Here is an 18,251-nt window from a genome sequence, read left to right on the forward strand (position 1 = left end):
CTTTTCTTTCAGTAGCTCCATTGACTTTATCCGGATGCATCGTACTCGTGTAGAGTATGAGCGAAGAATCTGTAGTCTTGGATAAAAAGGGTATCGAGGATGCTTACTGGCGTTACCTTCTGACTGAAGGAAAGCGCCCAGCCTCGGTGTTTGCTTTCTGTGAGCATGTGGGTCTTGATGAGGGCGCATTCTATGAGAGCTATGCGGGTTTTGAGGCGATCGAAGCTTCTTATTGGAAGCGCCTGATAGAGGAGACTCTCGAGGTGCTGGAGAAGGACGAGGATTACGCTGAATACCCAGCTGAGCAGAAGTTGCTGGCTTTTTTTTACACCTTCTTTGCACACGTGCAGAAGCATCGATCCCGTCTTGTTAGCTATTTTCCTCGCCCAGGATTGGCGGGGATGAAAGTACTGCAGCCGATGAGAAATCGTTTTCTGGAGTACGCCAAAGGTATCGTCAGTGAGGGGCTCTCGGAAGGAACCTTGGCAGATAGGAAGAAACTCACCGAATATTATGATCGAATGATGTTCGAACATTTTCGGGTGATAATCGAGTACTACCGCAATGACCAAAGCGAGGGTTTTGCGGATACGGACGCCTTCATAGAGAAGACTGTACGTCTAGCCGTGGATGGAGCGCGCGCCGGAGTTCTCGACTCTGCGCTGGATTTGGCTCGTTTCATGATGCGTAAACTCCCTTCAGCGAAGTAATGAAAGAGCCTCAAGATCAGAGAGAGCAGACATCCATTCCTAAGCACAAGATTGGTCGCGCGGCATCCCTCGCCGGAGCTGGAGTGCGAGTGGGGGTGAATTATCTGAAGTATTACGGGAAGAAGAAGCTGACGGGTAAGGATGAGAAAGACCGGTTTCACGAGCTTACCGCAGCCGAGACCTATTCTACCTTTTCCAAGCTCAAGGGTGGCCCGCTCAAATTGGCGCAGATGCTCAGCATGGACAGGAACCTGATTCCTGAGCAATACGTGGATGAGTTTTCCAAGGCGCAGTATTCTGCACCACCGTTGAGCTTCCCCTTGGTAGTGAATACGTTCGTGAAGGATGTTGGCAAAAAGCCGGGAGAGCTTTTTGATGCCTTCACGCACAAAGCCGTGGCGGGGGCTTCGATCGGGCAAGTTCACCGTGCCGAAAAGGATGGCAAGAGCTACGCGGTGAAAGTTCAGTATCCGGGCGTGGCAGATAGTCTGAAGTCCGACCTGGCGATTGTGAAGCCTATTGCCATGAAGCTCTTTCAGTTAGATGCCAAGGCGATCGAGCCTTACCTGAAAGAAGTGGAGGCAAGGCTGCTCGAGGAGACGGATTATGAGCTGGAGTTGAGGCGCAGCGTGGAGCTGGCCAAATCTTCTGAAGAGCTTCCTGGGACCCGGTTTCCAGCTTACTTCCCGGAGTTAAGTAGCAAGCGAATCCTGAGTATGGAATGGGTGGAGGGATATTTGTTAGATGTCTATGCAAATAGCACCGCTTCCCAGGAGGAGAAGACACGTATTGCTCAGACCTTATGGGATTTTTATCATCACCAAATCCATGGGCTGCGGCTATTCCATGCGGACCCGCATCCTGGTAACTTCAAGGTGCATGAGGGCGAGCTGTGGGTGCTGGACTTTGGCTGTGTGAAAGAGCTGAGCAACGAATTCTACCGGACGTATTTCCAGCTTTTGAATCCAGATGTGTTCAGGGATGAGGAGAAGCTGAAGCCTGTATTGTATGAGGTTGGCTTGCTGCTGAAAAGCGACAGCCCACATGAGGTGAGAAAATTAATGCAAGTCTTTCAGGAATCCATCGAGCTCTTGGCGAGACCCTTCGTTCACGGTCAGTTTGACTTTGGTGATGAGGCCTACTTCAAGGAATTGGCCGACTTTGGTGAGCGCACACGCAAGGATGAAGAACTACAACAGCTGAATACCTCACGAGGCAATGCAGACGCACTTTATTTAAACCGTACTTACTTTGGTCTCTATAATTTGGTGGGGAGCCTAGGAGCTACGGTGAAGACGCGGATGCCGGATTTCTCTGTCTTTACTGCGTAATTTTAGCTGCGTCATCGATGGGCTGTGCTAGGAATGGGCATGCACATAGAGGTGGTCAATACGGGAACAGAGCTATTGCTGGGTACAACTTTGAACAGTCACGGAGCCTGGATCGGGCAACGCCTGATGGAGCAGGGACTGAGAGTTGCTAGGCAGACGACGGTTCCTGATGGCGAACCCGTGAAGCAAGCTCTAGCAGAAGCGATCGAGCGTAGTGAGGTGCTTATTGTTACCGGGGGGCTTGGTCCAACCAGTGACGACCTAACACGAGAGGCAACGGCTGAGGCAATGGGGATAGAGCTCATCGAGGACGAGCATGCCTTGCGTGTGATTGAGCAGTTTTTCGCCAATCGTGGCAGACCCATGGCAGAAGGTAACCGCAAACAGGCTTTGACTCCATGTGGAGCAGAGGTTTTACCGAATCCGAACGGCACTGCTCCAGGCGTTTATGTGCCTCCTCGTCTGGGTAAAGGTTCTCCCTGTGCTGTGTTTCTTCTGCCGGGACCTCCGAATGAACTGTATCCTATGTATCAGGCCGAAGTGCCTCATCGTCTGGCTGCCCTGGCCAACTTGGATGCTGACTCAGGCATGCATGAAATGAAATTCACTGGGATCGGTGAGAGTGATTTTCATGATGGTGTGGATCAGAAGTTGCATCAGATTGCGGGGCTTGAGATTGGTTACTGCGCTAGACCGGGAGAGCTGGATTTAAGATTGATTGGCAGTCCTGAAGCTCGTGAGAAAGGGCGTGCTATTGTGTTAGCTGAATATGCAGACGAGTGTATCAGCGAAGGAGGGAGAAGTCTGGAGGAGACCGTGGTGCAGCTGTTAACGGACCAAGGTCTCAAGTTGGCTTTAGCCGAGAGTTGTACCGGCGGGCTAGTAGCCAGTCGTGTGACTGATGTACCTGGAGCTTCTGTAGTGTTGACACATGGATTTGTGACCTATGCTAATGAGGCAAAACGAGATGTTCTTGGAGTGCCGCAGGGTTTCCTGGAGAATTATGGAGCGGTGAGTGAAGAGGTGGCCAGGGCCATGGCTGAAGGCGCTCTCCATGTTAGCGGGGCGGATGTGGCGGCGGCTGTTACTGGGATCGCAGGACCCGGCGGTGGCAGTGAAGAAAAGCCTGTGGGCACCGTCTGGATAAGTGTGGCACGTAGAGACTCTGAAACCATTACCTTCAAAGCCTTTAAGCCGTGGGGGAGAGACGTTTTTAAAATGGTGGTCAGTCAATTGGTTTTAGATTCGGTAAGAAGAGTGGCGATGAATCTCCCACTTGCTTGATTCTGTGCTTTTGTATCGAGAGTAGTCTTGATCGTCTATAAGATTAAAGTTTCACAAAAGAAACATTGTGGTGTTTTCGTTTGTAGGTTACGCAGAATCTACTCATACGCCACGTCATGTTTACTTGCAGTCATAAATTCAAGATACGAAACGCCCTGTTAGCAATATGGGGATGTACTTTCATGGTTACACCAACTTTGTTGGCCAATGCTCCGATTGGTAAAGGTCTGAAGGTTTACTGGTCCATGGATCGGAACGGCGCAGCTTTGTCGAGGCTTGATGGGCATTTGAATGCAGAGGTTTGTAATGGCGCTCATATCTCAAAAAAAGGTGGCGTGCTGGGCGGTGCTCTGTTGCTAGATAAGAGTAAAGATCAATACGCGCTAGTGGGTGGGAGTGTCTTGGATGATTACTCAAAGTCGCATGCGGTCTCGCTCTGGCTAAAGCCGGCGAGCCTCCCGGAACATGGCTCGGCTCGAAGAGATTTTATTTTGGAAAGTACCAAGACGGCTGAACCTTCTGCTGTTAAGGCGTACCATTTGTCGCTTGGATTTAGAGCCAGTAAGACCGATCCAAATAAAGTAAACTTGGAATTACACACCTACATTTTGGCTCAGTCTGAGGATCCGAAAGTGGCTTCCAAAGCGATACACCAAGGGCCGTTTGTTTGTGACTTGGACCGCGTGATCTTTAATTCCTGGACTCATGTCGTGATGTGCTTCGATTCAAAAAGTCTGGAGCTGTACGTAGATGGAGCACTTGTCGCTCATCATGATCTAGAGACGTCCGGAGCTGCTGTAAAAATTGGTGGTCTGGTGATAGGAGGTCATCGTGCCGGCTCTGGCCGGAATTTTGACGGCTTGATCGATGAAATTTGTGTTTGGGGAAGAGCATTAACTCAGCTGGAAATACAAACGCTTTACGGTGGAGGTATTCCTGACCCCCTCGTGGTCAGACCATAGAGTTGGTGCGGTGCAGCCTTCTCATCCACCCTTCAGTCTACAGAAATTCAGGTGTTCAGCTAGACCAACTAATAAGGGGCTGCACAGTCTGGGGGAGAAAGAATAAATATTTCCTAAAAGAAACATTGTATTATGCTGGGATCTCGTATAAATCCAGTGGCAATCCGCTTGCGTGGTTTCGAGAAAGCTAATACATTTCCGAGTGGGGCTTTCTGATCGACAACTGATATCATGGTTTAAATAGCGATTCTAATGACACTTATGAGCCTTTCATCTACCCCATCACATACTTTGAAACCCTACGAGACACACCGTGAAGTGGAGATTGAGCGCGTGCGTATGTTATTTCTTGGAGCGCATCAGCCATTTAAAAGGGAAAGTAGCCAAGCCAAAGTCAGTTTGTTTGGTTCTGAGGTGCTGGTGAGGATGACATTGGCCAGTGTGTGTGGTTCTGATTTGCATACCTATGAGGGGAGACGTTCGAGTTATTTACCCTCGGTTCTAGGGCACGAGGGGGTCGGCGTGGTTGAAGCGGTAGGGCCGGAGGGGGATGAAAGCATGGTCGGCAAACGCGTGACCTGGACCTTGACGGACACCTGTGGCTGTTGCTCAGCCTGTACGGATTGGGATATTCCCCAGAAGTGTGAATCTCTCTTTAAGTACGGACATGCTGAACTGGAGGGGGGAAGTGGCCTTAATGGGTGCTTTGCGAGTCACATCGTGCTCAGAGAAGGTACCAAAATTGTTGAGTTACCTGAGAAGCTACCAGACAGCTACGCGGTGCCCGCTAACTGCGCTCTGGCAACAATGGTTGCAGTGGTCGAAGAGATTCCAGCGTCAGTGGAAAAGGTGTTAATTCAGGGTGGGGGGCTGCTCGGCATTTATGGTGTGGCTCTGCTTAAGGCTCGTGGGGTCAATCAGGTAGTGGTGACGGACCCTGTGCCTGAACGTCTTGAGCTAGCCAAAGAATTTGGTGCTGAGGTGCTCGATGCGAATGAGATGTCTGGCTTGGAACCTCAAATTTTTGATGCAATTATTGAAGTTGCAGGTGTTTCGTCGGTAGTGCCAGATGGTTTGCGTGTACTTCGACCCGGAGGAGTCTACGTTTTTGCCGGCATGGTACATGAGCAAACGGAGCTGGATGTTCTCGGTGTGGACATCGTGAAAGGCTGCTTCAAGATCATCGGGGTGCACAACTATGGTGCGCGCCATCTCGAAAAGGCTGTCCAGTTCCTGTCAGAACATCAGAATGATTTTCCCTACGACAAGCTCGTGTCGCCAGCACTGCCTCTTTCAAAGCTAGATGACGCCTTTGCTCTAACCCTTGAGCGGAAATGGCACAGGGTTGCTGTCCAGCCAGATTGAATTTTATACCTGAATCAGGTATTTCACGAACTATAACAACATGTCTACATTCCACGCTAACAACCGTAGTTACTCTCCTCCAAGCCGCCCAATCGCAGTGATATGCATTGATGGTTGTGCCGATGAGTATATTTCAGAGTCTATTGCACAAGGTAAAATGCCTCGTCTAGAGGCCATGGTGAAAAAGGGATACCGCGGTATGGTTCGCGGAGCCCTTCCTTCATTCACTAACGTGAATAACTCCGCCATCGTCACTGGCATGCCGCCAGCTGTGACTGGCATCTGTGGCAATTTCTTCCTCAACCCGGAGACAGGTGAAGAAGTGATGATGAACTCTCCTGAGTTCCGCCGTTGTGATACGCTTTTGAATGCGGCTGCCGATGCCGGACGCAAGGTGGCTTTTATCACGGCCAAAGAAAAGCTACGTACCGTACTTGGTGATGGAATCGTTGAGCGTGGCGGTATCGTCTTCTCCTCTGAGAAGGTCAATGAAGCCAAGAAGGAGACTCATGGTGTGGATAATGCCGAGGACATCATCGGTAAGCCTAGACCAGAGATCTATTCTGGTGATGCTTCCATTTACGTGCTCGAGGCTGGTGCTGCTCTCGTGGAGCAGGGCAAAGCAGACTTCCTCTACCTTTCGCTGACAGATTTCATGCAGCACAAGTATGCGCCAAGTGATCCTGAATCTCTGGAGTTCTATGGGCAGATGGATGAACAAATTGGTCGTTTGCTGGATGCAGGTTGTATCGTCGCAGCTACTGCGGATCACGGGATGAATGCCAAGAACGATGAAAATGGTGAGCCTAAGGTCATCTACGTGCAGACACTGCTGCAGGAGAAATTTGGTGAGGGTGTGAAAGTGATCTGCCCGATCACAGACCCTTATGTGGTTCACCATGGAGCTTTGGGCTCATTGGTGATGGTGCATTTGGATGACCTTTCCCAGACTGATGAAATCATCGACTTCCTGTGGCGTCAGGACGGAATCACAGAAGTTTACAACCGTGAAATGGCTGCCTTGAAGCTTGAACTGGCACCTGATCGAATTGGAGATATCTGTGTTCTTTCTGGCCGTGATGTCGTCGTAGGTAAAACGCCAGCGGATCACGATCTGAGTGTTCTCAAGGGTGGTCTTCGTTCACACGGTGGTCGTTATGAAGAGATGGTGCCCTTACTGCTGTCGGAACCTTTGAATGATGAGTACAAGAAAATCGCCGCAGCGGATCCTCGAAACTTCGATGTGTTCGCCTTTGCTTGTAACGGTGCTCTCTAACTGATCAAATGATGTCATGAATTTACCAAGTTACATTGCTGGCGAGGCTGTGCATTCGGATCAGAAGTTGGAGGTTTATTATCCGTGGGACAATTCTCTGACCGGCACGGTCTCCAAGATTTCTCGTGCGGACCTGGAGAGAGCCATCACGACTGCTTTGGAGGGACAAAAGAATCCTCTTAGCCGCTATGACCGCCACGCCATTCTGCGCAAGGCTGCCCAGCTGATGGCTGAGAACCGTGAGGAGATGGCCAAGGTGATTTGTCGTGAGACTGGTCTCTGCATGCGTGAAACTCGCTATGAGACTGGACGTACTTCGGATGTCTTGGAGTTTGCCGCAGCCGCAGCATTGGAAGATGACGGGCAGGTGTTTTCCTGTGATATCTCGCCGCAAGGCAAGAACCGCAAGATCGTGACTTTTCGCCAGCCTCTGCAGCTGGTCAGTGCGATTACACCGTTCAACCATCCGCTAAATCAAGTGGCTCACAAAGTTGCTCCTGCGATTGCTGCCGGTGCACCGATGATTCTGAAGCCGTCCGAAAAGACACCACTCACAGCGATTCGCTTTGCCGAGATCATGTATGAGGCTGGCTTGCCAGGTTGGATGCTCAGTGTCTTTGTCGGTGATTTGGATGAGATCGTTCAGCCGATGATTACGGATGATCGTGTGGAGTTGGTCTCCTTTACTGGCTCTGTTCAGATTGGAAAACTGATCGCTAGTCAGGCCGGCTACAAGAAGACCTGCCTAGAGCTGGGCGGGAACTCTCCACTGATTATCCTGAATGATGCTGACCTTGATAAAGCTGTGACTTTGGCTGCTGAGGGTAGCTTCCGTAACTCAGGCCAACGCTGTACTGCGGTGAAGCGGATTCTTGTCCAGGAAGGCATTGTCGAAGAGTTTACCAAGCGTTTTGTAGAGAAAGCTAAAGAGTATGTATCTGGTGATCCAGAGGACTCTGAAACACGTGTTGGTACGGTCATCGATGAAAACGCGGCTATCGTGCTCGAGGAGCGCGTCAAGCAAGCGGAGAAAGATGGAGCTAAAGTCTTGTTAGGTGGTGGCCGCCGAGGAGCGTTGATGGAGCCAACTGTAATTGCCAATGTGCCCAGGGATACCCCTATGGTGGCAGAGGAGAGTTTCGGTCCATTGGCTCCAATCATCACAATAAAAGATCTGGATGATGCGATCGAGTACTACAACTCCGGCAATTTCGGACTGAGTTCGGGCATTGTAACGAATGATCTGCAGGCTGCGCTCAAGGCTGCTAAACATCTCCGCACAGGTACCACGAATATCAACGAAGTGCCTGGATACCGCATCGAGAAAAGCCCATTCGGCGGTATCAAGGATTCCGGTCTCGGTATCAAAGAGGGAGTCAATGAAGCTATGAAATTCATGACGACCACAAAGACCTTCTCCTTCCCCTGGGAGTAGTCAACGAGTCACAGACTCGTTTCTTCTTAAACCCAATCCATGCAGAGAACGAGGTCACGAGCTTGGCCTCGTTTTTTGTAAATGCTCAAACCCATGCAAAATGAATTTAATGTGACCCGAGTCGGTAAATGGCTCGGTCAGCAACCGACCTTCGTTTTCGTCCTCTATGCGATGATTGCGGCCTTCAGCGCATATGCGAGTATGTATGCATTCCGCAAGCCATTCACCGCAACAGGATACGAAGGGATTTCGGCATTCACTTTGTTTGGAGTAGCATTCAGTTACAAGCCTATCGCGGTCATTTCCCAGCTATTGGGCTACATGAGTTCCAAGTTCATTGGCATTAAGGTGGCGTCTGAGGCTACGATGAAGCGACGCGTGCCTATGGTGCTCTGCTTGATACTCTTTGCCGAGTTGATGCTGCTGGGCTTTGCCATCGTACCGGCTCCTTATAATCTGATATTCTTGTTTCTCAATGGTCTTCCCTTAGGGATGATCTGGTCACTTCTGTTTGGTGTGCTTGAGGGGAGGAAGGTGACTGAGTTTCTGGCTTTGGCCATGAGTGTGAGTATCATTTTCTCCTCTGGCATTGTGAAGAGCGTTGGTGTCTGGACTATGGAGCAATGGGGGATCGCAGAATTTTGGATGCCTTTCGTCACTGGCTTATTGTTTGTGCCTCTCCTGCTCATTTCATTGACCATGCTGTATCAGGTTCCTCCTCCCTCGGCAGAGGATATTGCCAACCGTACTGAGCGAAAGCCGATGAATCATGTGGAGAGGCGAAAGTTTGTGCGGACGTATTTCTTTGGCGTTTTCTGTCTGGTCTTTGGCTACCTGTGCCTTATGGCCTATAGGGACTTAAGGGACAGTTTTATGGATTTGATCCTCACTGACCTAGGCCATGAAGTGGATTCCTCCACCTTTGCAGGGATCGAAGCTAAAGTGGGATTTATTGTCTTTGGTGGAATGATTTTACTCTGGAAGGTGAAGAATCACCGTGCAGCGGTTTATGCGAACCTAGGGCTCATCTCGTTGGGGGCCTTCGTCTTGGGTGGTGCCACGATCCTATTGAATTATGGGATGCTGGGCCCTAAGGCATTTTACTTGATGAATGGGATTGGCCTCTACATCGCTTTTGTTCCCTATCAGGTTATGTTGTTAGAGCGCTTGCTGGCCTCTCTTCATACGGTAGCTACGGCGAGTTTCTTGATCGCGCTGGCGGATTCCTATGGTTACCTGTCCACCGTTTCCCTGTATTTGTCACGAGATTTGATTTCTCAATTCATGGGGGTCGAGATCCAGTGGCTTACCATGCTCATCGTTGCGAGTTATGTGGTGATGACGGTGGTGCCGATTACCTGTCTCATGCAGATCCTCTATTTCAGGCCACGTCTTAAGGCCTAAAAATGAAAATGGCGTTCACTTGGATCAGTGAACGCCATCATGAGAAAATAACTTGTAGCTAGATTACTTGCCTCGTTCCAGGAATACGCAAATCAAGCGAGCTTCTTCATCATGAGGGTTGTTGACACAATGGGGCACCGTAGCATCGAAATAGGCGGTGTCGCCTTCGCTCATTTCGTAGGTGTCATCACCGATGGTAAAGATAACCTTGCCTTGTTTGACCACGAAGAACTCCTCACCTTCGTGAGGTTTGGCTGAATCTCGGCCTGACTTGGAAGGGATGATCAGCTCGAAGGGATCCATGCCGCGATTCGGCCGCTTGTGTGCCAGATCGTAGTATTGAATCGTGGATTCACCGGCATCGCGTTCTACCTGTTTGAAGTCGCCTTTACGTAGAATGCTGACTTCGGTCTTGTCATCTAGTCCTTCAAAAAGTTTCTCCATCGGCATGTCCAGCGCGGATGCGATTTTGACGAGTGTCGGGAGGGAAGGGGTGACTCGGAAATTCTCTACTTTGGACAGGATGCCCTTTCCTAGTCCTGAACGTGCAGACAGGTCATCCAGGGTGTAGTTGCGATCCTTGCGGGCGTTTTTGATACGCGATGCGAGTTCAACCAAGTTTATCATGTCAAAAAATTGTGAGAGACTGGCTATAAAGTCAATTCTCCTCTTTGCCTAAAAAGGCAATAGGTGTCACAAACGGAAACTTATCACCCAAAGTTTCTCAAAAGAAATATTGTGCATCATGGGGAAGCGTGTACGATAGCTGCATCAGATTGAGTTTACCGAGCTGGTTTCTCAATCTGAGCATTATATTACGTCCGAGTACGGGGTTATATAGTGTATTTTCATTGAGAGCAGAGTTGCCCTGTCTGGCTTCGGCTGGGCAGGGCAAAATACTTTTTTCAGTTTTGTTTGTTACATGTGAATCACAGCGGGTGTGGAATTAGTGACTCCTCACCCGCTGTGAAAACAGAAAGGAAACTTTTCTTATTCGGTAATAGGAGAGAAGAGAATACGTAGAAATTCTTCTTGTTGAGCGCTGATCGGATTTGTTGAGCGTACGGTGACTTCCTCTAGACCATCAGCCTTGGGGGTGATACTCACTATTTCGGTGCCGAAGCTTGTCCAGCTATCTAGGATGCCCAAATCCATGGATCTTTGGACTTTGAGTTCAAGTTGATCGAGGGCAGCCGTATTGCGCTGGAAGGTGATACTCTGGTAGACCTGATCGGCCATACTGACTGAGCTACGCCTATATGGGGACTGTGTATCCTTTTTATAAGGAAGGGTGCCAAAACCGAACTCTTGCTGGGCAGTCAGACCGTCCTCATCGTAGTCAGACTCGGCATCGAGAGCGGAGTTTTTATTGAGTGAGAACAAATCCTCCCACCAGTCAGGCATGCCATCACTGTCAAAATCTTGATAGCTAATGTGGGTGGGGATCTCAGTAGGAGCACCATTACCGTAGAGGCTGTTGATTTCCTGCTCAGTCAGTACCCGGTTCCAAATGGCTATTTCATCAATGAGTCCGTCAAAATTTCTCCCGGTCTTATTTCTGTGGCCGCCGATGACCAAACCTCCAGTTTCAGCGATTGGAGCTGCTGTGGACAAGGCATGTGTGGCGACGACTGTCCCGTTGAGGTAGAGCTTTAGTTCTGTGCTATCGAAGGTCACCGTAACCAAACTCCAGTCTGAAAAGAGGGTGCGGTCGATATCTGTATCGAATCCGCCCTGAGCTAGTGTGCCTGGGGCTTGCTGGGATCCCACCGCTTTAGGGACGAGTGTCTCTGTATGAAGTTGCAGGTTCACTTTATCCGATGAATTGGCAGAGGCGCGGAGGCCGACAGAAATAGCATAACCAGATGTTGATGCATTCGGTAGACCTGTGTGGTTATTGACACAGCTTTCCATGATGAACTGGCGCTCTGAGGAACCGTGAGCCGGGAGGGTAGCGGGTTTGATCCAGGCGCTGGCAGTGTAGGCGCTGGCGTTATCATCTAGGAAGCTACGCGGGATATCTACATATTGCTGGCTGGCGTTGGAGAGTTCCAGAGCACCGCCTCTGACTCCGCCTGTAGCACTGATCTTGGCTCCATTGGGAGCTGCGCCGTGGAGTCTATCTCCGAGTACAGAGCTGTTCTCATAATTGTCGTCAAATGTCCACAGGGCGCGCAGTCCTTTGGAAAGGCTGTTGGAGTCTTTCGGGCTGAGATCAGTGTAGGGCACTACGATTTCCAGGTTAGTTACTCCATCCTTGTCGAGGTAGCGGGCAGTGAGCTCGGGAATGTTTTTCGTGGTGTCGGCTGTCAGTGTTAGAAATTGGTTTGCGCGTTCACGGGACCACTCGAGCGAGGGGTGATAAACATTGAGTGAACTGATCACGCTCTTGTGACCGGGAGACATGATGAAGTCATGCAGGTCATAGCCTACACGCTGTGGGTGCATGAGGTAGCGGGCTACGTGGATATCTCCGCCAAAGAGGACTACACCTGGAATCTTTTCGTCACGGATGATATCCAGGAGTTTGTCCCTCTCGGCATAATAGGTGTACATGTCGTCCGTCTCAGAGTTTTTCTTGTCTTGCCAGATCTGGCCCTGAAGTAGCACTTTGAACGGTGCCTCGGAGTTTCTGATAGAGTCTAGTATCCACTGCCACTGCTCATTACCAAAGCAGGTAGATTGAGAGGAATCCACAGGGGAGGCTTCTGTCTGGGAGAACCAGCGAGGGTCGAGTAAAAAGATCTCCATGGCCCCCATGTCCACCTTGTGGTAGATACCGGCACCACTGCCGTTTCCATATTGGTCATGCGCGCGATACTCTACAAATCCACGACGCGTATTCACCTTTCTGCTGGCGGTGCTGAGTCCATTCCCGTTGTTGAGGCCAAAGTCATGGTCATCCCAAGTACCTACAACGGATACATTGCAACCAAGAGCTGCCAGTGAAGGTTGCTGGAGGAAGTAGCGGTGTTTGTTCCTAATGACGCTCAGATCACCCGTGTCTACGTAGGGGGTGTCTCCGGATAGACAGAGAAGGTCAATATTTTGGTTGCCCATTTCAGCCCAGACGCCGTCTGTGGTGTCATTGGCGCAGGAGACAAAGGCGGCGGTAAAGAGTTGCCCAGTACGCTGTAGGGGTACAGTGGTAAACTGGTGATTTTCAGTGCCTCCTGCGATTTCGTAAGAAGTGTCCTCGGAAACGATTTCCAGGATCGAATAATGATAGGTGGTTCCCGGTGCTAGGCCGCTGATATGGAATTTGGCGACGTAGTCATTCTCGGCCTCATTGACTGTGTCCTGACTGGCCACCACTTGATCGTTTGCGTCGGTGACAATCAGTCTTAGGTCACGTTCTGTCCGCTCAGGGCTATAGAGCAGGTAGGCCTCGTTTGTCTTCACGGTACCGACAAAGGGACCCACCGGATCAGAGGCGCTGGATACCTTGGTCACTTCAATAGCAGATGAACTGCTAGTGTTGCCGTTCAAAGCGACCAAGTGATATGTGGTGTTGCTCTCCGGCGAGACCGAAAGACTTCCAGAGCTTGCCACATTACCTACGTCCGGGCTGATCCATACGGAGGTGGCTCCGGTGACGTTCCAGCTTAAAGTCGTGCTGCCATTGTTGATGATGACCGCTGGGTCAGCTGTAAAAGATTCAACAGTAGGAGCGACTTCCGGCGTATCATTATCGACGAGCGCTTGCTCGTCCATACCTAGCGCGTAGACCTCGGTTATTTCAGACTCGTTCAGAGTTCGGTCCCAGATCGCCACTTCATCAATCAGGCCGTCAAAGCCTCGGGTGGTGACGCTGTCTCTGGCAGCGCCAATGTTGAGGCCATTTCCGGAGAAGGATGACGAGGCGATAGTGAGCGTGCCTGTATTCTGCCCATCGATGTAGGTGGTGATTACAATGTCCGTGCCATTGAGCTCATAGGTTTGTAGAATGTGGTGCCAGCCTGGAAGGGCGGCATCGGCAATCACATATTCCGAGCCGGTCGTGTATGGCTGGCCGTCATTGAGTCCAGCGTTACCCACTCCAGAGTCCCTAAGCCCGTAAGAGATGGTGTAGTTGTTGGTGCTCTCATAGACAAAATAACGGTCTGAGCTGTTCGTAGAGGATATGGGATCATTCAGCTTGTACCAGGCACTGATGCTGAAATTCGTGCCCAGTGTGTTGCCTTGGCCGAAGCTGGCATTGATCTTCATGTGGTCATTGTCCGCTCCTTGTAAGGAAACGGCGGAGCCAGCACGGCCTCCAGAAGTTCCAGGAGTAGGCGTGTTTATGGAGACAGCATCTGCCAGTCCTCCACTGCTGATGTAGTTTGAGCCGTTATTCTCAAAGTTGTAGTAGCCTACCAGACCCTGATCCAGGGCCGCAAAAGCGGCTGGGATAGAGAATGACACGGTGGTGATAAATAGTGAGCGGAACCCTTTCATGATACTTGATTTGGTTGCCATTCCTCTAAAGTCCGGAATGGCGGTGTGTTGGTGTAAAGTTGCTTAACGTGACAAATATGTTTCTAAAGAGAAACTTTACAAGTGGAAAGGTGGGGTCAAATGACTGTTTCTGTTTCTGTTTCTGTTTCTCAGAATACAAAAAAGCCGCTTCTTCTGAAGCGGCTTTGATGATGGTAAAAAGGATGAAGCTATCGACTATCGGCGGCGGCGAAGGATGAAGCCGAGGCCTGCGAGACCGATAAGGGCTGTGCTGCTTGGCTCTGGGACTGCTGCTGCTGATGCAGTCTGCAGATTGGAAATTTCTCCACTAGAGAGAACGCCGTCATAGAAAGCCAAGTCATCGATCTGGCCATCGAAGTTACGGCCTGTGCCTGCACGGTGTCCTCCGATGACGAGGCCGCCAATGGCTGTGGAATTGCGCTCAAGCGTGCCTACCTGTACACCGTTAATATAACCAGTGAAGAGCCCGCCGCCACCTACTGCGCCATCGGCATCAAAGGTGAGAATAGCGTTTGTCCAGGTGTTCTGACTAACTGGAGCCGAACGCACACTTCCATTGTCTCGAATATAGAATTGTGCGTCCAAGTCGGTTTGTAGACCGATGGATGTGTTATAGTCACTGGCTGTAGTTCCAATCGAATCTCCTCGAAGATCCTCCAAAATGAATTGACGGCCATCATAAGTTGGGTCGTCATTGTAGAACCATACGGAGACACTGAAGTCTGTTCCTGCAGAAGTGAGATCAGCTGTTTGCACGGCATATTGTGAGGAATCACGGTTGAAATCAGCCGCATTTCCAAACTTGCCAGTTACGCCACCTGCGGTGGCTCCGTTGACGGCGCTAAAGTCAGCGCTCGAGCCTCCGATATCTGCTGTAAAATCAGAGTCAAAGCTCCAGTAGTGTGTGATTGTCGCAGCTTGAACACTGGCTGTAAGGCCAATTGTCATGGCGACAGATTTTAGCGTGTGTTGTAGTTTCATAGTATGAATGAGGTTTTGTTCTTGTTTAGGTACCAATGTCTCTCTGGGAGACATTAAGTTGCATATAGGAAACTGTTTTATATGTGAAGCGTTAAGTTTCTTAAAAGAAAATATGTTTCTATGTGGGAAATGAGGAGGTAAGCCAGCCTTCTTGGTAAAAGGCTGAGCATGGGCTAAACAAATTCCAGAGAGGGGAGGGTTAGCGTTTACGGCGCAGAATGAGGCCTAAGCCGGCCAGACCGAGTAATGCGGTAGATGATGGTTCTGGGATTAGCGTTGTGCCAGTTTGTCCAAGCGCATAGACTTCGGAGATTTCGGAGGAGTCGAGGACGCGATCCCAGGCTGCAAATTCATCGATTTTACCATCCATGGCACGGCTCAGGGCCGTATTTCTGGCATTTCCAATGTTGATGGAATCAGAGGAAAGTTGCTCGGTGAGTACCGTGATGGTCCCAGGCTGTGCTGCCCCGTCAATATAGGTGGTGATGGTGGTATCGGTACCGTCACTGTCGTAAGTGATGAGTACATGCTGCCAACTGCCTTGAGTATGGACGTCGGCATGATTGGCAAACTGATCCACTGGCTCAGTATTGGTGTAGGTTTGAGTGTCGTTGAATCCGTTATTGTTGAGTAGGTTACGCACTCCGTAAGAAAGGTCGTAGTCGGATGCGCCCTCGAACACGAAGAAGCGGTTTGCCGCGCTGGTGGCGTCAGTGTCTACGTTGTACCAAGCAGAGACGGTGAAACTGTCTCCTAACTGGTTGCTTCCGCCGCCACCGAAACCTAGGCCTGTATTGAGAAGGTCTCCTGTAGTACCGGTAAATTCTGCTGCATTGCCGGATACCCCGCCAGCGACTCCGGTATAGGAACCTGTGCCTGCTTCAGTGAGGTCAGGGCCAGAGCCAGCTTTATTGGTGAGGTCTTCCATGTCGTAATAGACGATCAAGCCTGATGTGATTGCAGCTTGCATCGTGCCAGCCATCACGAGGGCGGCAAGAGAGGCTGATAAGGTGGTTTTATAGTTCATGCAGTTTTTCTACTGAGGTTTCATTAAATAACCTTTAAAGGTTATATAGTTGCATACAGGAAACACTGTTTCTGTCAATTACATATGTTTCTCTAGGGAAACATATTCGCCATGAAAAGCCATGAGATGAAAAATCCCGTTTACAAAAGGGAAAACGGGATGTGCTTGCGTAGGGCGAGAGAGCTCACCCTGCAACTAGCGGCGGCGTTGGCACATGACGCCCAAACCAGCCAGGCATAGAAGCGCCATTGCTGATGGTTCAGGTATAGCTTGGCCAGTTAGCCCAAGATTATAGAGTTCGTTGACTTCATCAGAGGTGATGGCCCGATCATAGATGGCAACTTCATCGATCATTCCGTCCCAGTCGCGTTCGCCAGACCCAGAGCGCGAATCCCCAAAGTGTAGGGTACTGAAATCAAAGCTGGCTGCAGCGCCTGTGTCCAGAGTCACTCCTTGAGAGCTACCATTGAGATAGTATTCGCCAAAAATATCGTCACCGGATTCTGTAATCACCAATACGTGGTGGTCCCATTCGCCTTCGGCAAATCCAGTGTAAGAACCGACAAAGTTATTGTCTCCAATATAGACCGAGTAATCGTCTCTACCTGTAGTGCTGTAATTGCCAGCGGTTCCGATAGAAAGATCATAAACGCCACTATCTCCGGTTTCAAAGGCATGGAAACGAGCGCTGCCATTGGAGGCGCCCGGTGCAAGATAGGTCCACATGGAAATAGTCATGGTTTTGCCCAGCTGAGCCGTGCCTAGGGAAACTGACATGAAGTCATTGGTCGCATCGACAATGTTAAGGGCATTGCCCGCGAGTAAGGTGCTGCGGTCACTCACGCCGTCGCCTGGGTCAAAGCTGCTATCGCCGGTAAATCCTGGGCCGCTGCCTGAATCGAACGATCCACTCACCCAGGTGCCATTGTAGCTTGATGCGCTGGGTGCTTTATTTGCCAGTCCTGCGGTGCCGGATTCTTCAAAATCGTAGTAGGCTACCAATCCTGAGGTAATGGCCGCATCTGCCGCACTAACGATACCAAGTGTGAGTATGGCTGCCAGCCATGTATGCTTCTGTTTCATAGTAAATATTTGTGATCTTCGTGGTGTTGTTTTGTTTTTTGGGAAACTTTGTGGAAGTTTTGTTTCTAGAAGGATTCTATAAATGTTAAGAGGGAAACAAAGTTGACACAGTGCGAGAAAAGAAAAGTGAAGGCTATTCTCCTCTGTGTGGGCTTTCGGTCAGGAGTTGCGTCTGGATAGGCTTTTTCGCTATCTGAAACATATCGTCAAAGATCAGGACGGTGTATCTCTGTGGGGTGTCCAGCATGACTGTATTGTTCATCAGGCTGAGAACACCTTGCTTGGTATTCGCGTGGACTGAGAAGCTGGCGTAGTCTTGGTCAGCACTCGCAGTGGGGATCTCAATGATCTTCACATCCTGAGCATTGACCCGGGTTTTTAACTCACCCAGAGCTAGGGCACAATCGACGGAGGACACATTGATGACTCGTAACGATTTGCTTGGGAAGTGTGTCCAGTCATTATTCAGCACTCGCGTCTCGTAATCAGACCAGTCTTTCTTGGTGGTTTTCGGGTATAGGAGAAGGAGAAGTTCCGAGTATGCGGTGTCATTTTTTGCCTGGCTCTTACTTTCCTTGTACTGGTAGAGAAGCGCCCCGTTTTCCGGTTTGGTCACAATTTTTAAACTAGTCTCCTTGTCGAAGGTGATTGGACGGGATCGACGGTTCAGTGTCAGGGGGATGATGGCTGGATCAGCCTGATGTTTTTTTAGGGCGTAGAGTGATTGTGGAGGCAGGAAACGTGCATGGACTTCCTTTTCCTTGGTGAGAGTGGCTCCTTCTTTGTCTTTACCGATGGTCTCAATCACGGTAGGTGGATGTTGGCCCACGGGCAGGATGCACAGGCTTTTTGATCCTGAATCGGAGCCGTGTGAGGAGGGGGATGAGATAACGCAGAGAGAAGTGGCGAGTGTGAGTAGTGATTTGGTCATA

The 18,251-nt window shown here is 50.1% G+C and carries 14 protein-coding genes; 8 read left to right on the forward strand and 6 right to left on the reverse strand.

Annotated features, from left to right (window positions below; genetic code table 11):
- Window positions 1-56 precede the first annotated feature (56 nt).
- From BUB27_RS15970 to BUB27_RS16005, 8 genes are all read left to right on the forward strand, one after another.
- On the forward strand, window positions 57-710 hold the full coding sequence (locus BUB27_RS15970) for a hypothetical protein (RefSeq protein ID WP_143184862.1): 654 nt from the start codon (window positions 57-59) through the stop codon (window positions 708-710).
- Window positions 710-2,041 (forward strand): ABC1 kinase family protein, encoded by a 1,332-nt coding sequence (locus BUB27_RS15975; protein ID WP_143184863.1) that lies wholly within the window; start codon window positions 710-712, stop codon window positions 2,039-2,041. The genes BUB27_RS15970 and BUB27_RS15975 overlap by 1 nt, the downstream gene beginning before the upstream one ends.
- A 39-nt stretch (window positions 2,042-2,080) precedes the next feature.
- Window positions 2,081-3,325, forward strand: a complete 1,245-nt coding sequence (locus BUB27_RS15980; RefSeq protein WP_200797139.1) for a competence/damage-inducible protein A — start codon at window positions 2,081-2,083, stop codon at window positions 3,323-3,325.
- A gap of 182 nt (window positions 3,326-3,507) precedes the next feature.
- Window positions 3,508-4,287, forward strand: a complete 780-nt coding sequence (locus BUB27_RS15985; protein ID WP_159435014.1) for a LamG domain-containing protein — start codon at window positions 3,508-3,510, stop codon at window positions 4,285-4,287.
- A gap of 291 nt (window positions 4,288-4,578) precedes the next feature.
- The gene (locus tag BUB27_RS15990) at window positions 4,579-5,652 is read left to right on the forward strand and encodes a zinc-binding dehydrogenase (RefSeq protein WP_159435015.1); all 1,074 of its coding nucleotides are present in this window, start codon (window positions 4,579-4,581) and stop codon (window positions 5,650-5,652) included.
- A 40-nt stretch (window positions 5,653-5,692) separates the two neighbouring features.
- Window positions 5,693-6,928: a phosphonoacetate hydrolase gene (gene phnA, locus BUB27_RS15995; protein ID WP_143184867.1), complete on the forward strand. Its 1,236-nt coding sequence runs from the start codon at window positions 5,693-5,695 to the stop codon at window positions 6,926-6,928.
- 16 nt (window positions 6,929-6,944) lie between these two features.
- Window positions 6,945-8,363, forward strand: a complete 1,419-nt coding sequence (gene phnY, locus BUB27_RS16000; RefSeq protein WP_143184868.1) for a phosphonoacetaldehyde dehydrogenase — start codon at window positions 6,945-6,947, stop codon at window positions 8,361-8,363.
- 93 nt (window positions 8,364-8,456) lie between these two features.
- The gene (locus BUB27_RS16005; protein ID WP_143184869.1) at window positions 8,457-9,767 is read left to right on the forward strand and encodes a DUF5690 family protein; all 1,311 of its coding nucleotides are present in this window, start codon (window positions 8,457-8,459) and stop codon (window positions 9,765-9,767) included.
- Between the two features lie 63 nt (window positions 9,768-9,830).
- On the opposite strand, the gene BUB27_RS16010 is transcribed toward BUB27_RS16005, so the two are convergent.
- The 6 genes from BUB27_RS16010 to BUB27_RS16035 all read right to left on the reverse strand — a co-directional run bounded on the left by BUB27_RS16010 (window position 9,831) and on the right by BUB27_RS16035 (window position 18,250).
- Entirely contained in the window at window positions 9,831-10,394 is a 564-nt protein-coding gene (locus tag BUB27_RS16010; protein ID WP_234991774.1) for a helix-turn-helix domain-containing protein, read from the reverse strand.
- Between the two features lie 363 nt (window positions 10,395-10,757).
- Entirely contained in the window at window positions 10,758-14,207 is a 3,450-nt protein-coding gene (locus tag BUB27_RS16015; RefSeq protein WP_159435016.1) for a LamG-like jellyroll fold domain-containing protein, read from the reverse strand.
- A 216-nt stretch (window positions 14,208-14,423) separates the two neighbouring features.
- Window positions 14,424-15,209, reverse strand: coding sequence for a LamG-like jellyroll fold domain-containing protein (locus BUB27_RS16020; protein ID WP_159435017.1), 786 nt, complete (start codon window positions 15,207-15,209; stop codon window positions 14,424-14,426).
- Between the two features lie 199 nt (window positions 15,210-15,408).
- The gene (locus tag BUB27_RS16025) at window positions 15,409-16,236 is read right to left on the reverse strand and encodes a LamG-like jellyroll fold domain-containing protein (protein WP_143184900.1); all 828 of its coding nucleotides are present in this window, start codon (window positions 16,234-16,236) and stop codon (window positions 15,409-15,411) included.
- Between the two features lie 195 nt (window positions 16,237-16,431).
- Window positions 16,432-17,319 (reverse strand): LamG-like jellyroll fold domain-containing protein, encoded by an 888-nt coding sequence (locus BUB27_RS16030; RefSeq protein ID WP_143184901.1) that lies wholly within the window; start codon window positions 17,317-17,319, stop codon window positions 16,432-16,434.
- A 133-nt stretch (window positions 17,320-17,452) separates the two neighbouring features.
- Window positions 17,453-18,250 carry a hypothetical protein gene (locus tag BUB27_RS16035; protein WP_143184871.1) on the reverse strand — a complete coding sequence of 266 codons (798 nt, stop codon included), beginning with the start codon at window positions 18,248-18,250 and terminating at the stop codon, window positions 17,453-17,455.
- Window position 18,251: the final 1 nt, after the last annotated feature.

Origin of the sequence: Rubritalea squalenifaciens DSM 18772, from assembly GCF_900141815.1 — a bacterium.
Taxonomy (GTDB): domain Bacteria; phylum Verrucomicrobiota; class Verrucomicrobiia; order Verrucomicrobiales; family Akkermansiaceae; genus Rubritalea; species Rubritalea squalenifaciens.